The 17117-nt window shown below is 55.1% G+C and carries 15 protein-coding genes and 1 pseudogene; all 16 read right to left on the bottom strand.

Annotation, left to right across the window (positions count from 1 at the left end):
* Window positions 1–104: GTP-binding protein (locus AACS18_RS11830; RefSeq protein WP_143238957.1), on the bottom strand; the 104-nt coding region annotated here is incomplete at its 3' end.
* Window positions 105–158: 54 nt separating this feature from the next.
* Window positions 159–2264, bottom strand: coding sequence for an elongation factor G (gene fusA, locus AACS18_RS11825; protein ID WP_005339913.1), 2106 nt, complete (start codon window positions 2262–2264; stop codon window positions 159–161).
* Between the two features lie 75 nt (window positions 2265–2339).
* Window positions 2340–2810, bottom strand: a complete 471-nt coding sequence (gene rpsG, locus AACS18_RS11820; RefSeq protein ID WP_005339911.1) for a 30S ribosomal protein S7 — start codon at window positions 2808–2810, stop codon at window positions 2340–2342.
* 93 nt (window positions 2811–2903) lie between these two features.
* A complete protein-coding gene (rpsL, locus tag AACS18_RS11815; RefSeq protein WP_005306278.1) occupies window positions 2904–3278 on the bottom strand; it encodes a 30S ribosomal protein S12 in 375 nt (124 codons plus the stop codon).
* Window positions 3279–3460: 182 nt separating this feature from the next.
* On the bottom strand, window positions 3461–3739 hold the full coding sequence (tusB, locus tag AACS18_RS11810; protein WP_108614318.1) for a sulfurtransferase complex subunit TusB: 279 nt from the start codon (window positions 3737–3739) through the stop codon (window positions 3461–3463).
* Between the two features lie 7 nt (window positions 3740–3746).
* Window positions 3747–4106 (bottom strand): sulfurtransferase complex subunit TusC, encoded by a 360-nt coding sequence (gene tusC, locus AACS18_RS11805; RefSeq protein ID WP_108614317.1) that lies wholly within the window; start codon window positions 4104–4106, stop codon window positions 3747–3749.
* A gap of 8 nt (window positions 4107–4114) precedes the next feature.
* Window positions 4115–4507, bottom strand: coding sequence for a sulfurtransferase complex subunit TusD (gene tusD, locus AACS18_RS11800; protein ID WP_076495845.1), 393 nt, complete (start codon window positions 4505–4507; stop codon window positions 4115–4117).
* Window positions 4508–4591: 84 nt separating this feature from the next.
* On the bottom strand, window positions 4592–4972 hold the full coding sequence (locus AACS18_RS11795; protein ID WP_005339904.1) for a RidA family protein: 381 nt from the start codon (window positions 4970–4972) through the stop codon (window positions 4592–4594).
* A gap of 24 nt (window positions 4973–4996) precedes the next feature.
* Window positions 4997–5713, bottom strand: a complete 717-nt coding sequence (locus AACS18_RS11790) for a helix-turn-helix transcriptional regulator (protein WP_005339902.1) — start codon at window positions 5711–5713, stop codon at window positions 4997–4999.
* A 194-nt stretch (window positions 5714–5907) separates the two neighbouring features.
* Window positions 5908–10212: a DNA-directed RNA polymerase subunit beta' gene (gene rpoC, locus AACS18_RS11785; protein WP_108614316.1), complete on the bottom strand. Its 4305-nt coding sequence runs from the start codon at window positions 10210–10212 to the stop codon at window positions 5908–5910.
* 91 nt (window positions 10213–10303) lie between these two features.
* Window positions 10304–14332 carry a DNA-directed RNA polymerase subunit beta gene (gene rpoB / locus AACS18_RS11780; RefSeq protein ID WP_108614315.1) on the bottom strand — a complete coding sequence of 1343 codons (4029 nt, stop codon included), beginning with the start codon at window positions 14330–14332 and terminating at the stop codon, window positions 10304–10306.
* Window positions 14333–14556: 224 nt separating this feature from the next.
* Window positions 14557–14922: a 50S ribosomal protein L7/L12 gene (gene rplL, locus AACS18_RS11775; protein WP_005306304.1), complete on the bottom strand. Its 366-nt coding sequence runs from the start codon at window positions 14920–14922 to the stop codon at window positions 14557–14559.
* Between the two features lie 51 nt (window positions 14923–14973).
* Window positions 14974–15474, bottom strand: a complete 501-nt coding sequence (gene rplJ / locus AACS18_RS11770) for a 50S ribosomal protein L10 (RefSeq protein WP_005339895.1) — start codon at window positions 15472–15474, stop codon at window positions 14974–14976.
* Between the two features lie 256 nt (window positions 15475–15730).
* A complete protein-coding gene (rplA, locus tag AACS18_RS11765) occupies window positions 15731–16432 on the bottom strand; it encodes a 50S ribosomal protein L1 (protein ID WP_005339888.1) in 702 nt (233 codons plus the stop codon).
* Window positions 16433–16436: 4 nt separating this feature from the next.
* Window positions 16437–16865 (bottom strand): 50S ribosomal protein L11, encoded by a 429-nt coding sequence (rplK, locus tag AACS18_RS11760; RefSeq protein WP_005339887.1) that lies wholly within the window; start codon window positions 16863–16865, stop codon window positions 16437–16439.
* Between the two features lie 134 nt (window positions 16866–16999).
* Window positions 17000–17117: pseudogene (nusG, locus tag AACS18_RS11755) on the bottom strand (transcription termination/antitermination protein NusG); the annotation flags it as partial.

Below are 17117 nucleotides of genomic sequence, written 5' to 3'. Positions count from 1 at the left end.
ACGTTGGTGATAGCTGCAGTCAGGGTGGTTTTACCGTGGTCAACGTGGCCGATGGTGCCGACGTTTACGTGCGGTTTATTACGCTCAAATTTTTCTTTAGACACGACGTAGTCCTTCTAGGTTAAACCCGCCTACCGTCGTAGGCGGGGAATCTTAAATTACTTGGATTTGCGCTCTTCGATCACGGCTTGTGCAACGTTGGTCGGTGCATCGTGATACTTGGCGAATTCCATGGCGTAGGAAGCACGACCCTGGGTAGCGGAACGCAGTGCAGTTGCATAACCGAACATTTCGGCCAGCGGCACCAGAGCACGTACGATCTTGCCGGACGGGCCATCTTCCATACCTTCGATCAGGCCACGACGACGGTTCAGGTCACCGATAACGTCGCCCATGTAATCTTCCGGAGTTTCAACTTCTACTTTCATGATCGGTTCGAGCAGAACCGGGTTGGCTTTCATGAAGCCAGCCTTAAAGGCCATGGAAGCAGCGATTTTGAACGCCAGTTCGGAAGAGTCGACATCGTGGTAAGAACCGAAGTGCAGACGCACACCCAGATCCATAACCGGGTAACCAGCCAGCGGACCAGATTTGAGCTGCTCACGGATACCTTTATCAACACCCGGGATGAATTCACCAGGAATGACACCACCTTTGATGTCGTTGACGAATTCGTAGGCTTTGCCTTCTTCCAGCGGGTACATGTCGATAACAACGTGACCGTACTGACCGCGACCACCAGACTGCTTGGCATGCTTGCCTTCGATGTCTTTAACGGTGGTACGGATGGTTTCACGGTAGGCAACCTGCGGCTTACCTACGTTGGCTTCAACCTTGAACTCGCGACGCATACGGTCAACGATGATGTCCAGGTGCAGCTCACCCATACCAGCGATGATGGTTTGACCTGACTCTTCGTCAGTCCATACGCGGAAGGACGGATCTTCCTGAGCCAGACGGCCCAGAGCCAGACCCATCTTCTCTTGGTCAGCCTTGGTTTTCGGCTCAACCGCGATAGAAATTACCGGCTCCGGGAATTCCATACGCTCGAGGATGATCGGTGCGTTCGGGTCACACAGGGTGTCACCAGTGGTCACGTCTTTCAGACCGATTGCAGCAGCGATGTCACCTGCGCGTACTTCTTTGATCTCTTCACGCTTGTTGGCATGCATCTGAACGATACGGCCAAAACGCTCGCGCTTGTCCTTGACGGAGTTCAGCACGGTGTCACCGGAGTTGATCACGCCAGAGTAGACACGGAAGAAGGTCAGGTTACCAACGAACGGGTCGGTAGCGATCTTGAACGCCAGAGCAGAGAACGGTTCGTCATCAGAAGCGTGACGCTCGTCTTTGGTCTCGCCGTCCATTTTCAGGCCGTCGATAGCAGCAACGTCGGTCGGAGCCGGCAGGTACTCGATCACGGCATCCAGCATGGCCTGTACGCCCTTGTTCTTGAACGCGGAGCCACAGGTTACCAGGATGATTTCGTTGTTCAGCACGCGCTGACGCAGAGCACCTTTGATCTCTTCCTCGGTCAGCTCTTCGCCGCCCAGGTATTTTTCCATCAGGTCTTCAGACGCTTCTGCAGCGGCTTCAACCAGATTCATGCGCATTTCTTGCGCCTGTTCCAGCAACTCGGCCGGGACGTCTTCGTAATCGAAGGATACGCCCTGATCAGCTTCATTCCAGTTGATGGCTTTCATCTTGACCAAGTCAACAACGCCCTTGAAGTTCTCTTCGGCGCCGATGTTCAGCTGAAGGGGAACCGGAGTACCTTTCAGACGGGTCTTGATGTGCTCAACGCAGCGCAGGAAGTTGGCGCCGGTACGGTCCATCTTGTTGACGAACGCGATACGGGGAACCTTGTACTTGTTAGCCTGACGCCATACGGTTTCAGACTGTGGCTGTACGCCACCTACGGCACAGTACACCATCACGGCACCGTCCAGAACACGCATTGAACGCTCTACTTCGATAGTAAAGTCAACGTGGCCCGGGGTATCGATGATGTTGATACGGTGCGGTTGGAACTGTTTACCCATACCGGACCAGAAAGCGGTGGTCGCGGCGGAGGTGATGGTGATACCACGCTCTTGTTCCTGTTCCATCCAGTCCATGGTGGCAGCGCCATCGTGAACTTCACCGATCTTGTGACTTACACCGGTGTAAAACAGTACGCGCTCGGTAGTAGTAGTCTTACCGGCGTCAATGTGAGCGGAGATACCGATGTTACGATAACGCTCAATGGGGGTTGTACGAGCCATTGTCATCCTCTTACTAAGGCGCTTGTCCCTAGATAATTAAAGGTGCGCAGAGTCAAAAGACCCTGCGCAAGCGGATTACCAGCGGAAGTGAGCGAAGGCTTTGTTCGCTTCAGCCATACGGTGAACGTCTTCACGTTTCTTGACAGACGAACCCTTATTGTCAGCGGCATCCAGCAGCTCGCCAGCCAGACGCTGAGCCATTGATTTTTCACCACGTTTACGAGCGGCATCAACCAACCAGCGCATTGCCAGGGCATTGCGACGTACCGGACGAACTTCTACCGGCACCTGATAGGTTGCACCACCGACGCGACGAGATTTAACCTCGACCGCCGGACGAATGTTATCCAGAGCTTCTTCGAATACGGCCAGGTGCTCTTTGCCAGATTTGGTGGCAATGATGTCCAGGGCGCCATAAACAATGGCTTCTGCAACAGATTTCTTACCGTCAACCATTACTACGTTGACAAATTTAGCCAGCAGCTCTGATCCGAACTTGGGATCTGGCAGGATTTTACGCTGACCAACAACACGACGTCTTGGCATTTCAAATTCTCCGTAACTTCAGGGATTACCCAAAACTAGAAAGCTATCTAACTAGAAACGAATTAACGTTTGGCCTTACTTAACGGAGAACCATTAAGCTTTAGGACGCTTCACGCCATACTTGGAGCGAGCCTGCTTACGGTCTTTAACACCGGCACAGTCCAACGCACCACGAACGGTGTGATAACGAACACCTGGCAAGTCTTTTACACGACCGCCACGGATCAGAACAACAGAGTGCTCTTGCAGGTTGTGACCTTCACCACCGATGTAGGAGGTGACTTCGAAGCCGTTGGTCAGACGTACACGGCACACTTTACGCAGTGCAGAGTTAGGCTTCTTCGGGGTGGTGGTATATACACGAGTGCATACGCCACGCTTCTGAGGGCACGCTTCCAGCGCCGGCACGTTGCTTTTCACAACGAGCTTGATGCGTGGCTTGCGAACCAACTGGTTAATAGTTGCCATCAAAAGGCTCCTGATAATGACTTCATAAACGTGTGGAAAATCCTCCCCGCAGATACGGGGACGCGAAATTTTATGCCCTGTTGTCTGGGGAGTCAAGATTTATACAATTTGCGTCACAAAAGGGCAATTCGGATCCGTTTGATTTCACGACATCACCTTGAATTATCTTGAAAATATGCTTCTCAGCCCCCCCAGGTGCGCGGGGAACCTTTTTGCGTAATCAGTGCCACCAGACCCGCCATATCGAGCACATTACCCACCCGATGCTGCAAACCGCGGGCTTGTAGATCTTCCTGCATCACATAAAGCGGGATACCCGCCAGCCGCGCGCTCCACTGGGGAGCTGATGCCGCAATCACGGCATCCTGCATCAGTACCAGCTCATCCTCGGGCTGAAGGTATGAGAGCGCCTCTGCCAGAGCCTGACTCTGAAAGGGAGAGTTCAATATCAGATGCAACATGGAGACCTCAAAAGCTGATGTGAGTCGAACATTGTGCCCAGCGCCGAGCCAGTTCCTGGCGCGGCAGACTCTCGACGGGGATCAGCAGATCATCCACTGTCACGCCACGCTCTGCCAGCGAGTCAGCACAAACATAGACCTCTTCGATGTCGTAGAGTTCCAGCATTTTGAAGGTAGGGGCGTAGTGGCGCTGCAAAATGGCGGCAGGCTGCTGCTCCTTGAGCAGTTGCAGCACGCCGTCCCCAATCAGGAAGAGGGCCAGATCATCGGTCATGGCCGAGGTGGCCAGCAGGGCATCCAGTCCTTCCCGGCCGGCGGCATGGCCATGGGGGCCACGACTGCAGATAAAGGCGATTTTCTTGCTCATGACTCCCCCTAGAACTGAACCAGCCGATCGGCGGTGAGCGCAGCCTCGGCCAACTGGCCCAGACCGCTCAGGCAAAATGGCGCTTGCAGATTGAAGTGCTCCAGCCCTGCCCCCTTGGCTTCCTGTTCATCGAGCACACCGCGCCGCATGGCGGCGGCGACACAGACGTCGATACGGATCCCCTGCTCTTCTGCCAGCTCTCGCCACAGACGCACCAGGTCAGTCTCATCGGATGCAGGCAGATGCAAACCGTTGCCGTTGCAGACCCCGTCCTGATAGAAGAACAGGTGGGACAAGGTATGCCCCTGTGCCAACAGGGTGCGGGCAAAACGATAGGCTGTGCTGGCCGATTGGGTGCCATAGGCAGGCCCCGTGACCAGGATGGCAAAACTCAGACTCATTGCAGGACTCCTGTGCTGACCCGGTCCATTTTACGCCAAAAACAAAAAAGCCCCTGCCAGGAGGGGCTTGATTCGATCTGTTGATCAGAGATGGGCAATCGCCTCGACCTCGACCAGCACATCTTTCGGCAGACGAGCCACCTCCACGCAGGAGCGGGCTGGCGCCGCATCGCCAAAGTAGCGGGCATAGACCTGGTTGAAGGCAACGAAGTTGTTCATGTCGCTCAGGAAGCAGGTGGTTTTGACCACTTTGCTGGCATCGGCACCGGCAGCGTGCAACACGGCAACCAGGTTCTTCATCACCCGTTCAGCCTGCTCTTCAATGCCGCCAGCCACGATTTCCATGGTGGCAGGATCGAGCGGGATCTGCCCGGAGGTGAAGATCATCTCGCCAACCTTGGTAGCCTGAACATACGGACCAATCGCGGCAGGCGCCTTGTCGGTTGCAATCACTTCTTTAGCCATTCATCTATCCCCTTCTGGAATGAGTTACTCGTTCTCGTCTTCACCCTGCTTGCGCTGTCGGATGTAAAGATAAACGGTATGTTTTGAAATATTGAGTTTGTCCGCCACCAGATTGATCGAATCCTTGATATCGAAAATGCCCTTCTCGAACAGCTGGGTCACGATGAAGCGATTCTTGGCATTGTTGGCCACGGTGGGATCGCGGTTGATCTCGTCGATGGTGTTATCCACCGTCTGGGCAACCAGCTCTTCCACGCTATTGGCGAAGGTCTCTGGTGACTGGCGCGCCGCCTGCTGGGGCGTCGGGAAAAATTCGGCCACGAACTCGTGGAAAGGCGCATTGATGTGCAGGTTGATGCAGATCAGCCCCACTACTTGCCGCTCGCTGTTGCGAATGGCGATGGTGCTCGACTTCATCAGCGCGCCGGTACGGCTGCGAGCGAAATAGCTCTGGGTGTAATCCTGGCCGGTGCTCTCGATGTCCTTGAGCATGCGCAGTGCGAGATCGGTGATGGGCGCCCCGAGGGTGCGTCCGGTATTGAAGCCGTTGGCGATCTTGATCACCGACTCGTGCAGATTTTCCAGGGAGTGGAGTACCACTTCACAATGCTTGCCGAACAGCTCGGCCAAGCCATCGATGAGCCCATCGTATGAGCGCAACAATTCCCTGTCTTCATCTGTAAAAGTGCGGCTGATCAGCTGTTCTTCGGGAAGCATGGCTTCCTCGATACCGACAGTCATGTTCTACCCCTGTAATAACCATTCAACTTTCCCGAGTTTTAAATTGCAGGGAAGTAAAGTCAACTTTTTTTGATTTTTTACTCTACAACTTTGCTCTGGATCATCCTGAAACCCGCGCTGCGTCTACCTTTGCCGAGGAATTGGCCAACAAAAAGGGCTCCTTGAAGGAGCCCTTTTTAATCACGGATGACGAGTTACTCTTCGTCGAAGCTACCGGCTGCGTTCAGCAGATCCGCCAGGTTCTGCTCCGCTTCATCAGCGGTCACCTGCGGGGTACCAACAGCACGAGCTGCGGCAGCACGCTGGTTGATCCGGCTGTGGTGGTAGGCAAAGCCGGTACCAGCCGGGATCAGACGACCCACGATGACGTTCTCTTTCAGACCACGCAGTTCATCACGCTTGCCACCTACGGCGGCTTCGGTCAGAACGCGAGTGGTTTCCTGGAAGGAAGCCGCGGAGATGAAGGACTCGGTGCTCAGAGATGCCTTGGTAATACCCATCAGTACATGACGGTAGGTCGCAGGGGTCTTGCCCTCGGCAACCAGCTTACGGTTGGCAATCTTCACTCGAGCCACTTCAACCTGTTCGCCTTCGATCAGATCGGTATCGCCAGCGCTCAGGATCTCGCACTTGCGCAGCATCTGACGAACGATGACTTCGATGTGCTTGTCGTTGATCTTAACGCCTTGCAGACGGTAAACGTCCTGCACTTCGTTGGCGATGTAGTTGGCGACCGGGCTGATACCGCGCAGACGCAGGATGTCGTGAGCAGACTCGGGACCGTCCGCCAGCACTTCACCCTTCTCAACTTTTTCACCTTCGAACACGTTCAGGTTACGCCACTTCGGAATCATCTCTTCGTAGACGTTGCCACCATCGGTCGGGGTGATGACCAGACGGCGCTTGCCCTTGGTCTCTTTCCCGAAGGAGATGGTACCGGAGATCTCGGCCAGAATTGCCGGTTCCTTCGGTTGACGTGCTTCGAACAGATCCGCAACACGCGGCAGACCACCGGTGATGTCCTTGGTACCGCCGGACTCTTGCGGGATACGCGCTACCGCGTCACCCACGCCCACGTTGGCACCATCTTCCAGGTTCACGATCGCCTTGCCCGGCAGGAAGTACTGGGCGGCTACATCGGTACCCGGGATCATCACGTCGTTGCCGTTCAGGTCGACCAGTTTAACGGTCGGACGCATCTCTTTACCGGCGCTCGGACGCTCGTTGACGTCCAGCACGACGATAGAGGAGAGACCGGTCAGCTCGTCGGTCTGACGAGTGATGGTCACGCCATCGATCATGTGTTCGAAGTGCAGACGACCTGCCACTTCGGTGATGATCGGGTGAGTGTGCGGATCCCAGTTAGCAACGGTTTCGCCAGCATTCACTGCCTGGCCGTCCTTCACTTCCAGCACGGAACCGTAAGGCAGCTTGTGGCTTTCCTTGGTACGGCCCATGTCGTCCATGATGGTCAGTTCGGTAGAACGGGAGGTGATAACCAGTTTGTCATCGCTGTTGTGAACGAACTTGGCGTTCTGCAGCTTGATGCTACCGGTGTTCTTCACCTGGATGCTGCTCTCGGCTGCGGCACGAGATGCGGCACCACCGATGTGGAACGTACGCATTGTCAGCTGGGTACCCGGTTCACCGATGGACTGGGCGGCGATAACACCGACAGCCTCACCCTTGTTAACCAGGTGACCACGGGCCAGATCACGGCCGTAGCAGTGAGCACAGTTACCGAAGTCGGTTTCACAGGTGATGGCAGAACGTACCTTCACACGATCAACGGAGTTGCGTTCCAGCAGGTCACACAGCTGCTCGTCGAGCAGGGTGTTGCGAGCAACCAGGATCTCGTCCTCGGTACCCGGCTTGATGACATCTTCTGCCACCACACGACCCAGCACGCGCTCACGCAGCGGCTCGACCACGTCGCCACCCTCGATCAGCGGAGTCATCCACAGACCTTCGGTAGTGCCGCAATCGTCCTCGGTGATCACCATGTCCTGCGCCACGTCTACCAGACGACGAGTCAGGTAACCGGAGTTCGCAGTCTTCAGTGCAGTATCCGCCAGACCCTTACGAGCACCGTGGGTAGAGATAAAGTACTGCAGTACGTTCAGACCTTCGCGGAAGTTCGCGATGATCGGGGTCTCGATGATGGAGCCATCCGGCTTGGCCATCAGGCCACGCATACCGGCCAGCTGACGGATCTGGGCGGCGGAACCCCGCGCACCAGAGTCGGCCATCATAAAGATGCTGTTGAACGAGGCCTGCTCTTCTTCATCACCCAGCGAGTTGACGTTACGCTCTTTGGACAAGTTCTCCATCATGGCCTTGGAGACGCGCTCGTTGGCGCTGGCCCAGATATCGATAACCTTGTTGTAACGTTCGCCCGCGGTTACCAGACCGGACAGGAACTGGTCCTGGATCTCGGCAACTTCGGCTTCGGCAGAAGCAATGATGTCTTTCTTGGCATCCGGGATGACCATGTCATCGATACCAACGGAAGCACCGGACAGCGCCGCGTAGTGGAAACCGGTATACATCAGCTGGTCAGCGAAGATAACGGTGTCCTTCAGCCCCTGCTTGCGATAGCAGGTGTTCAGCAGACGGGAGATGAGCTTTTTGCCCAGCGCCTTGTTGGATACGGACTTGATCCAGTTCTGCGGATTGGCGTCCAGATCGGCCTGCTCGGCAGCAGTCAGCACCTTCGGCTCGTCGATCAGGGCATATTCCATGCCTTTCGGCAGGATCAGGCTCAGGATCGCACGACCAACGGTGGTGTTCTTCATCTCGGTCTTGGCAACCAGTTCACCGGCTTCGTTTTTCACGTACTCGGTGATGCGGCACTTGACGCGAGCATGCAGGTCGGCCAGACCGGCACGGTACACTTTCTCGGCCTCTTTCGGGCCGGACAGCACCATACCTTCACCCTTCGCATTGATGCGGGCACGGGTCATGTAGTACAGACCCAAGACCACGTCCTGAGAAGGAACGATGATCGGCTCACCGGATGCAGGCGACAGGATGTTGTTGGTAGACATCATCAGCGCACGCGCTTCTAGCTGGGCTTCCAGGGTCAGCGGTACGTGAACAGCCATCTGGTCACCGTCGAAGTCCGCGTTATACGCAGCACAAACGAGCGGGTGCAGCTGGATTGCCTTGCCTTCGACCAGAGTCGGTTCGAATGCCTGGATACCCAGACGGTGCAGAGTCGGCGCACGGTTCAGCAGAACCGGGTGTTCGCGGATAACTTCGTCCAGGATGTCCCAAACGACAGCTTCTTCGCGCTCAACCATCTTCTTGGCGGCCTTGATAGTGGTCGCCAGACCGCGGGTTTCCAGCTTGCCATAGATGAACGGCTTGAACAGTTCCAGAGCCATCTTCTTCGGCAGACCGCACTGATGCAGACGCAGAGTCGGGCCTACGGTGATAACGGAACGACCGGAGTAGTCGACACGCTTACCCAGCAGGTTCTGACGGAAACGACCCTGCTTACCCTTGATCATGTCGGCCAGAGATTTCAGCGGGCGCTTGTTGGAACCTGTGATGGCACGACCGCGACGGCCGTTATCCAGCAGCGCATCGACGGACTCTTGCAGCATGCGCTTTTCGTTGCGCACGATGATGTCCGGAGCAGCCAGATCCAGCAGACGCTTCAAGCGGTTGTTACGGTTGATCACGCGACGGTACAGATCGTTCAGATCGGAAGTCGCGAAACGGCCGCCGTCCAGCGGTACCAGCGGACGCAGGTCCGGCGGCAGCACAGGCAGCACTGTCATGATCATCCACTCCGGCTTGTTGCCGGACTGCAGGAAAGCTTCCATCAGCTTCAGACGCTTGGTGGTCTTCTTGCGCTTGGTCTCGGAGTTGGTCTGATCCAGCTCCTCACGCATCGCTTTGACTTCACCTTCCAGATCGATGGCGCGCAGCAATGCCAGGATTGCTTCGGCACCCATCTTGGCGTCAAATTCGTCGCCCCACTCTTCCAGCGCATCCAGGTACTGCTCTTCAGAGAGCATCTGGCTGCGTTCGAGGTTGGTCATGCCCGGCTCGATAACTACGAAAGATTCGAAGTAGAGCACGCGCTCGATGTCGCGCAGGGTCATGTCCAGCAGCAGACCGATACGGGACGGCAGGGACTTCAGGAACCAGATGTGGGCAGTCGGGCTGGCCAGCTCGATGTGGCCCATACGCTCACGACGGACCTTGGTCTGGGTCACTTCAACGCCGCACTTCTCACAGATCACACCACGGTGTTTCAGGCGCTTGTACTTGCCGCACAGACACTCGTAGTCCTTCACCGGTCCGAAGATACGGGCGCAGAACAGACCATCACGCTCCGGCTTGAAAGTCCGGTAGTTGATGGTCTCAGGCTTTTTGACCTCACCGAATGACCAGGAGCGGATCATGTCAGGAGAGGCCAGACCGATCTTGATACTGTCAAACTCTTCGGTCTTGGTCTGAGCCTTCAAAAACTTGAGTAAGTCTTTCACGTGTTTCCCCTGTCAGGAGTCTAACCTCGGCGCCCCGGCTGCCAAAACAGCGGGGCGCCCACGTCAATTCTCGAACAATAAGAGCGAGCTCTTACTCTTCGTCCAGCTCGATGTTGATACCCAGAGAGCGGATTTCCTTCAGCAATACGTTGAAGGATTCGGGCATGCCCGGCTCCATACGGTGGTCGCCATCCACGATGTTCTTGTACATCTTGGTACGGCCATTCACATCGTCAGACTTGACGGTCAGCATCTCCTGCAGGGTATATGCCGCACCGTAAGCCTCCAGGGCCCACACTTCCATCTCACCGAAACGCTGACCACCGAACTGAGCCTTACCACCCAGCGGCTGCTGGGTAACCAGGCTGTAAGAACCGGTAGAACGCGCGTGCATCTTGTCGTCGACCAGGTGGTTCAGCTTCAGCATGTACATGTAACCAACGGTTACTTTACGCTCGAAGCGGTTACCGGTACGGCCGTCGAACAGATCAATCTGACCGGACTCCGGCAGATCGGCCAGCTTCAGCAGGGCTTTGATTTCGCGCTCTTTGGCACCATCAAAGACCGGAGTAGCAACCGGCAGACCCTTACGCAGGTTACCCACCAGGGTACGTACGTCGTCGTCAGACAGTTCGGCGATGTTCACTTGCTGGGTGTCCTTCTCGCCCAGGTCGTAGACCTGTTGCAGGAAGTTGCGCATCTCGTGCAGCTCACGCTGCTCTTTGACCATGCGATCGATCTTCTCGCCGATACCCTTGGCCGCGAGGCCCAGGTGCACTTCGAGGATCTGACCGATGTTCATACGAGACGGTACGCCCAACGGGTTCAGTACGATGTCGACCGGACGGCCGAACTCGTCATGAGGCATATCCTCGACCGGACAGATCTTGGAGATAACACCCTTGTTACCGTGACGGCCCGCCATCTTGTCACCCGGCTGGATGCGACGCTTGACTGCCAGATAAACCTTGACGATTTTCAGTACGCCCGGCGCCAGATCATCACCCTGGATAATCTTGCGACGCTTGTTCTCGAACTTCTTGTCGAACTCGGCTTTCAGCTCAACGTGCTGTTCAGCGATCTGCTCCAGTTCGGTCTGCTTGGCTTCATCTTCGATGGCCAGTTCAAACCACTTGGAACGCTCCAGCTTGTTCAGACGATCTTCGCTGTAACCGGCGGCCAGCAGCAGGTTGCGGGAGCGGCCGAAAATGCCGTCTTCCAGGATCTTGAACTCTTCGGTCAAGTCCTTCTTCGCTTCCTTCAGCTGCATCTCTTCGATTTCTTTGGCGCGCTTGTCTTTTTCCACGCCATCGCGGGTAAAGACTTGCACGTCAACCACGGTACCGTACACACCGTTCGGTACACGCAGGGAGGAGTCCTTCACATCGGACGCCTTCTCACCGAAGATGGCGCGCAGCAGCTTCTCTTCCGGCGTCAGCTGGGTTTCACCTTTCGGTGTTACCTTACCAACCAGAATGTCGCCGCCCTTCACTTCGGCACCCACGTAGACGATACCGGACTCGTCCAGCTTGGACAGAGCGGCTTCACCCACGTTCGGGATGTCAGCAGTGATCTCTTCCGGACCCAGTTTGGTGTCACGGGAGATACAAGCCAGTTCCTGGATATGGATGGTGGTCAGGCGATCTTCCTGAACAACACGCTCGTTCACCAGAATCGAGTCTTCGAAGTTGTAACCGTTCCACGGCATGAACGCGACGCGCATGTTCTGACCCAGCGCCAGTTCACCCAGATCGGTGGACGGGCCGTCAGCCAGTACGTCGCCAGCCATGACCGGCTCACCCAACATCACACAAGGACGCTGGTTGATACAGGTGTTCTGGTTGGAACGGGTGTATTTGGTCAGGTTGTAGATGTCGATACCGGCTTCGCCTGGCATCAGCTCATCTTCATTGACCTTCAGGACGATACGGGAGGCATCGACATAGTCGATTACGCCGCCACGCTTGGCCACTACGGTTACACCGGAGTCAACGGCCACCGCGCGTTCCATGCCGGTACCTACCAGCGGCTTGTCAGCACGCAGAGTCGGTACAGCCTGACGTTGCATGTTTGAACCCATCAATGCGCGGTTCGCGTCATCGTGTTCCAGGAACGGGATCAGAGCCGCTGCCACAGATACGATCTGCTGCGGGCTCACGTCCATATACTGGATCTGGTCGGCGTTCATAAAGGTGGATTCACCTTTGTGACGGCACGGGATCAATTCATCTTTCAGACGGCCATCTTCGGTGGTCGCGGCGTTAGCCTGTGCGATCACGTACTTGCCTTCTTCAATAGCAGACAGGTAGTCCACTTCGTCGGTGATCACACCGTCAATGACCTTACGGTACGGGGTCTCGAGGAAACCGTACTCGTTGGTACGAGAGTACACGGACAGAGAGTTGATCAGACCGATGTTCGGACCTTCAGGAGTCTCGATAGGGCACAGACGACCGTAGTGAGTCGGGTGTACGTCTCGGACTTCAAAGCCGGCACGCTCACGAGTCAAACCGCCTGGGCCCAGCGCGGAGATACGACGCTTGTGGGTCACTTCGGAGAGCGGGTTGTTCTGGTCCATAAACTGGGACAGCTGGCTGGAACCAAAGAACTCTTTGACTGCGGCGGAGATCGGCTTGGCGTTGATCAGATCCTGCGGCATCAGGGTGTCCAGGTCGCCCAGGGAGAGACGCTCCTTGACCGCACGCTCGACACGCACCAGACCGACGCGGAACTGGTTTTCAGCCATTTCACCGACAGAACGGATACGACGGTTACCCAAGTGGTCGATATCGTCCACTTCGTCGTTACCGTTACGGATGTCGATCAGGCGCTTCATCACATCGACGATGTCGTCTTTGGTCAGTATACCCGCGCCAGTCTCGTCTTCACGACCCAGACGGCGGTTGAACTTCATCCGACCTACGGTAGACAAGTCGTAACGCTCGGCGGAGAAGAACAGGTTTTCGAACAGCTGTTCTGCAGCTTCGCGAGTAGGCGGCTCGCCCGGACGCATCATGCGATAGATCTCGACCAGCGCTTCCAAACGGTTGGAGCTGGAGTCGACACGCAGGGTCTCGGACATGTAAGCACCGTGATCCAGTTCGTTGGTGAACAGAACCTCGAAATGCTTGAAGCCGGCTTGGGACAGGTTGGCGATCGCTTCCAGGCTCAGCGCCTGGTTGGCGGTCACGACCATCTCGCCAGTTTGCGGATGTGCGTAGTCCTTGGCAGCAACTTTGCCAACAACATACTCAACCGGTACCTCAATCTGGGTAACGGCGTCTTTTTCCAACTGACGGATGTGACGCGCAGTCACACGACGACCGGTCTCAACCACCACGGCGCCATTGGCCACGATGTCAAAGGTCGCAGTTTCACCACGCAGACGCTCCGGCACCAGATCCATCATCAACTTGCCATCTTTTACTTCAAAACCGATGGTCTCGAAGAAGGTGGCCAGGATTTGTTCGGAAGTGAAGTCCAGGGCGCGCAGAATAATGGATGCTGGCAGTTTGCGACGACGGTCGATACGGACAAACAGGTTGTCTTTCGCATCGAACTCGAAGTCCAGCCAGGAGCCACGGTAGGGGATAACGCGAGCGTTATACAGTACCTTACCGGATGAATGAGTTTTGCCTTTATCGTGGTCGAAGAAGACGCCCGGGCTGCGGTGCAGCTGGGAGACGATAACCCGCTCGGTACCATTGATAACAAAGGTGCCGTTCTCGGTCATGAGCGGAATTTCGCCCATGTATACTTCTTGTTCCTTGATGTCTTTGACGGTGCCGGCAGCTGCTTCACGGTCGTACAGAACCATACGAAGCTTGACACGCAGCGGCGCGGAGTAGGTCACTCCACGGATCTGGCATTCTTTTACGTCAAATACCGGCTCACCCAGGCGATAGCTGACATACTGAAGCTCAGCACTACCGGAGTAACTGGTGATCGGGAAAACGCTACGGAAAGCGGCCTCTAGGCCATATTCACCTTCCGGGTCAGCCTCGATGAACTGCTTGAAGGAGTCCAGCTGAATGGACAACAGATAAGGCGTGTCCAGTACCTGGTCTCGCTTACCGAAGTCCTTACGAATGCGTTTTTTTTCGGTATAAGAGTAAACCATAGGGTTCCTCAGCTCGCTGATAAGTGACCCACTCTGTCCCGCGGGACAGCTCTGTCTCAACACCGTTTTGTGTTGGCCCGGACGAAAGAAGACAGTCCGGATTGCTGGTGCACCGAGAGTCGTAAACGGTGTGAAATGCTCTCAGTCTACAGCGCAAAAAGGCTGGTGAACAAAAATTCACCAGCCCTAGCCTGTTTTATCAGGCTAATCTACATAAATGCAGATTATTTGATCTCAACAGAAGCACCGGCAGCTTCCAGCTCTTTCTTCAGAGCTTCAGCTTCGTCCTTGGACACGCCTTCCTTCAGGTTAGCCGGAGCAGCTTCTACCAGATCTTTGGCTTCTTTCAGGCCCAGACCGGTAGCGCCACGAACGGCTTTGATAACGGCAACTTTGTTGGCGCCAGCAGCAGTCAGAACTACATCGAACTCGGTCTTCTCTTCTACTGCTTCAGCAGCAGCCGGGCCAGCCATTACGGCAGCAGCGGCAGAAACACCGAACTTCTCTTCCATAGCTTCGATCAGCTCAACAACTTCCATTACGGACATGGAAGCAACGGCTTCGATGATTTGGTCTTTAGTGATAGACATGACAAAAATTCCTGATGTTGAATAAACTCAAACAGCCTAAATAGGCGAGAATCAAGCAGCAGCTTGTTTCTGGTCGCGAACAGCAGCGATAGTACGAACCAGCTTGCCAGCAGAGGCTTCTTTCATAGTCGCCATCAACTTCGCAATTGCTTCTTCGTAAGTCGGCAGCGTGGCCAGACGATCAATTTGTGCTGCGGCGATAAACTCACCGTTAAAAGCGCCAGCCTTGATTTCGAACTTTTGGTTCGCTTTGGCAAACTCTTTGAACAGACGAGCAGCAGCGCCCGGGTGTTCGTTAGAGAAAGCAATCAAGGTAGGACCGGTAAATGCGTCGTTCAGGCACTCGTATTCGGTACCTTCTACCGCGCGACGCAGCAGGGTGTTACGCACAACGCGCATGTACACACCGGCTTCACGAGCGGTTTTACGCAGGACGGTCATCTTGTCTACAGTTACACCGCGAGAATCGGCAACAACTGCAGAAAGAGCGCCTTTGGCAGCTTCGTTGACTTCAGCAACAATTGCCTTTTTGTCTTCGAGTCCCAATGCCATTGGCTTAACTCCTGGATTGAATCCGGGTCTATTGACCCAGTACTGACACATCCCCCCTACCTTTACAACAGAGGGGAACGATGCGGTAGCAGGATTCCAGAAGAGAAAGAATCTTTCTCGCTGGGTTTCCGGCACCGTCTACGCAGGAAACATTAAGGCTTTGCAGCCTCCTGCGGTCTTGGACGGAGGTCGAAACCCCCAACCAATCAAGGCGCAAAATTATAGATTAAATTTTGCGCCTTGTAAAACCCATCAATTAGGCCTGAGCTTCCAGAGAAGCTTGGTCTACGGCAACACCGGCACCCATGGTGGTGGAGATGCTGACTTTCTTGATGAATTGACCTTTGGCGGAAGAGGGCTTGCCTTTTTTCAGGGCAACCAGCAGAGCTTCCAAGTTTTCTTTCAGCTGAACTTCGTTGAAAGAAACCTTACCCAGAGTGGTATGGATGATACCATTCTTGTCGTTACGGTAACGAACCTGACCAGCCTTGGCGTTCTTGACAGCTTCGGCAACGTTCGGGGTTACAGTACCAACTTTCGGGTTCGGCATCAGGCCGCGCGGGCCCAGGATTTGACCCAGTTGACCAACAACGCGCATGGCATCCGGGGATGCGATAACTACGTCGAAGTTCATCTCGCCTTTCTTAACCAGATCGGCCAGGTCATCCATACCTACCAGGTCAGCACCGGCAGCTTTAGCTGCTTCGGCGTTGGCACCTTGGGTAAATACGGCAACGCGTACATCACGACCGGTACCGTGCGGCAGTACAGTAGCACCACGTACGTTCTGGTCAGATTTACGAGCGTCGATACCCAGGTTGACAGCAACGTCAACGCTTTCAACGAACTTGGCGGTAGCCAGTTCTTTCAGCAGGGCAATGGCTTCGTTGATGGAGTACTCTTTGGTACCGTCAACTTTTTCGCGAATAACGCGCATACGCTTGGAAAGTTTAGCCATTGTCTTAATCCTCCACTACCAGACCCATGGAACGAGCGGAGCCTGCGATGCAACGTACTTTTGCATCCAGATCGGCACCAGTCATATCCGGCTCTTTGGTCTTGGCGATTTCTTGCAGCTGGGCAACGGTCACCTTACCAACCTTGTCTTTGTTCGGCTTGGAAGAACCAGACTTGATGCCAGCAGCTTTCTTCAGCAGGAAGGAAGCAGGCGGAGTCTTGGTTTCGAAGGTGAAGGAACGGTCGCTGTAAACGGTGATCACGACCGGAGTCGGTGAACCTTTTTCCAGCTTCTCTGTACGAGCGTTGAACGCCTTACAGAATTCCATGATGTTAACACCGTGTTGACCCAGTGCAGGACCAACGGGAGGAGACGGGTTGGCTGCACCAGCAGCAACCTGCAGCTTGATATAAGCTGTGACTTTCTTAGCCATTAGGAAAATACCTCAAAAATGGGTTCTAGCGCCTCGGAGACTTGCTCCTGCAAACGGCTCCCCAACTAATAAAGGGGCAGCGAATTATAGAGATATTCGCTGCCCCTGACAACCGTTAAACGTACAGAATTCAATCAGCCTTTTTCGACCTGACCAAAATCCAGTTCAACAGGAGTAGAACGACCGAAGATCAGTACAGAGACCTTCACGCGGCTCTTCTCATAATCGACCTCTTCAACGGTACCGTTGAAG

The organism is Aeromonas sp. HMWF015 (assembly GCF_963878965.1).
Lineage (GTDB): Bacteria > Pseudomonadota > Gammaproteobacteria > Enterobacterales > Aeromonadaceae > Aeromonas > Aeromonas veronii.
The sequence above is the reverse complement of the archived record's forward strand: the minus strand, read 5'-3'. Positions and strand labels throughout refer to the sequence as shown.

Excerpts from the sequence above, each read along its gene's own strand:
- fusA (WP_005339913.1), bottom strand. The coding sequence starts at position 2,264 with ATGGCTCGTACAACCCCCATTGAGCGTTATCGTAACATCGGTATCTCC.
- rpsG (WP_005339911.1), bottom strand. The coding sequence starts at position 2,810 with ATGCCAAGACGTCGTGTTGTTGGTCAGCGTAAAATCCTGCCAGATCCC.
- rpsL (WP_005306278.1), bottom strand. The coding sequence starts at position 3,278 with ATGGCAACTATTAACCAGTTGGTTCGCAAGCCACGCATCAAGCTCGTT.
- tusB (WP_108614318.1), bottom strand. The coding sequence starts at position 3,739 with ATGTTGCATCTGATATTGAACTCTCCCTTTCAGAGTCAGGCTCTGGCA.
- tusC (WP_108614317.1), bottom strand. The coding sequence starts at position 4,106 with ATGAGCAAGAAAATCGCCTTTATCTGCAGTCGTGGCCCCCATGGCCAT.
- tusD (WP_076495845.1), bottom strand. The coding sequence starts at position 4,507 with ATGAGTCTGAGTTTTGCCATCCTGGTCACGGGGCCTGCCTATGGCACC.
- AACS18_RS11795 (WP_005339904.1), bottom strand. The coding sequence starts at position 4,972 with ATGGCTAAAGAAGTGATTGCAACCGACAAGGCGCCTGCCGCGATTGGT.
- AACS18_RS11790 (WP_005339902.1), bottom strand. The coding sequence starts at position 5,713 with ATGACTGTCGGTATCGAGGAAGCCATGCTTCCCGAAGAACAGCTGATC.
- rpoB (WP_108614315.1), bottom strand. The coding sequence starts at position 14,332 with ATGGTTTACTCTTATACCGAAAAAAAACGCATTCGTAAGGACTTCGGT.
- rplL (WP_005306304.1), bottom strand. The coding sequence starts at position 14,922 with ATGTCTATCACTAAAGACCAAATCATCGAAGCCGTTGCTTCCATGTCC.
- rplJ (WP_005339895.1), bottom strand. The coding sequence starts at position 15,474 with ATGGCATTGGGACTCGAAGACAAAAAGGCAATTGTTGCTGAAGTCAAC.
- rplA (WP_005339888.1), bottom strand. The coding sequence starts at position 16,432 with ATGGCTAAACTTTCCAAGCGTATGCGCGTTATTCGCGAAAAAGTTGAC.
- rplK (WP_005339887.1), bottom strand. The coding sequence starts at position 16,865 with ATGGCTAAGAAAGTCACAGCTTATATCAAGCTGCAGGTTGCTGCTGGT.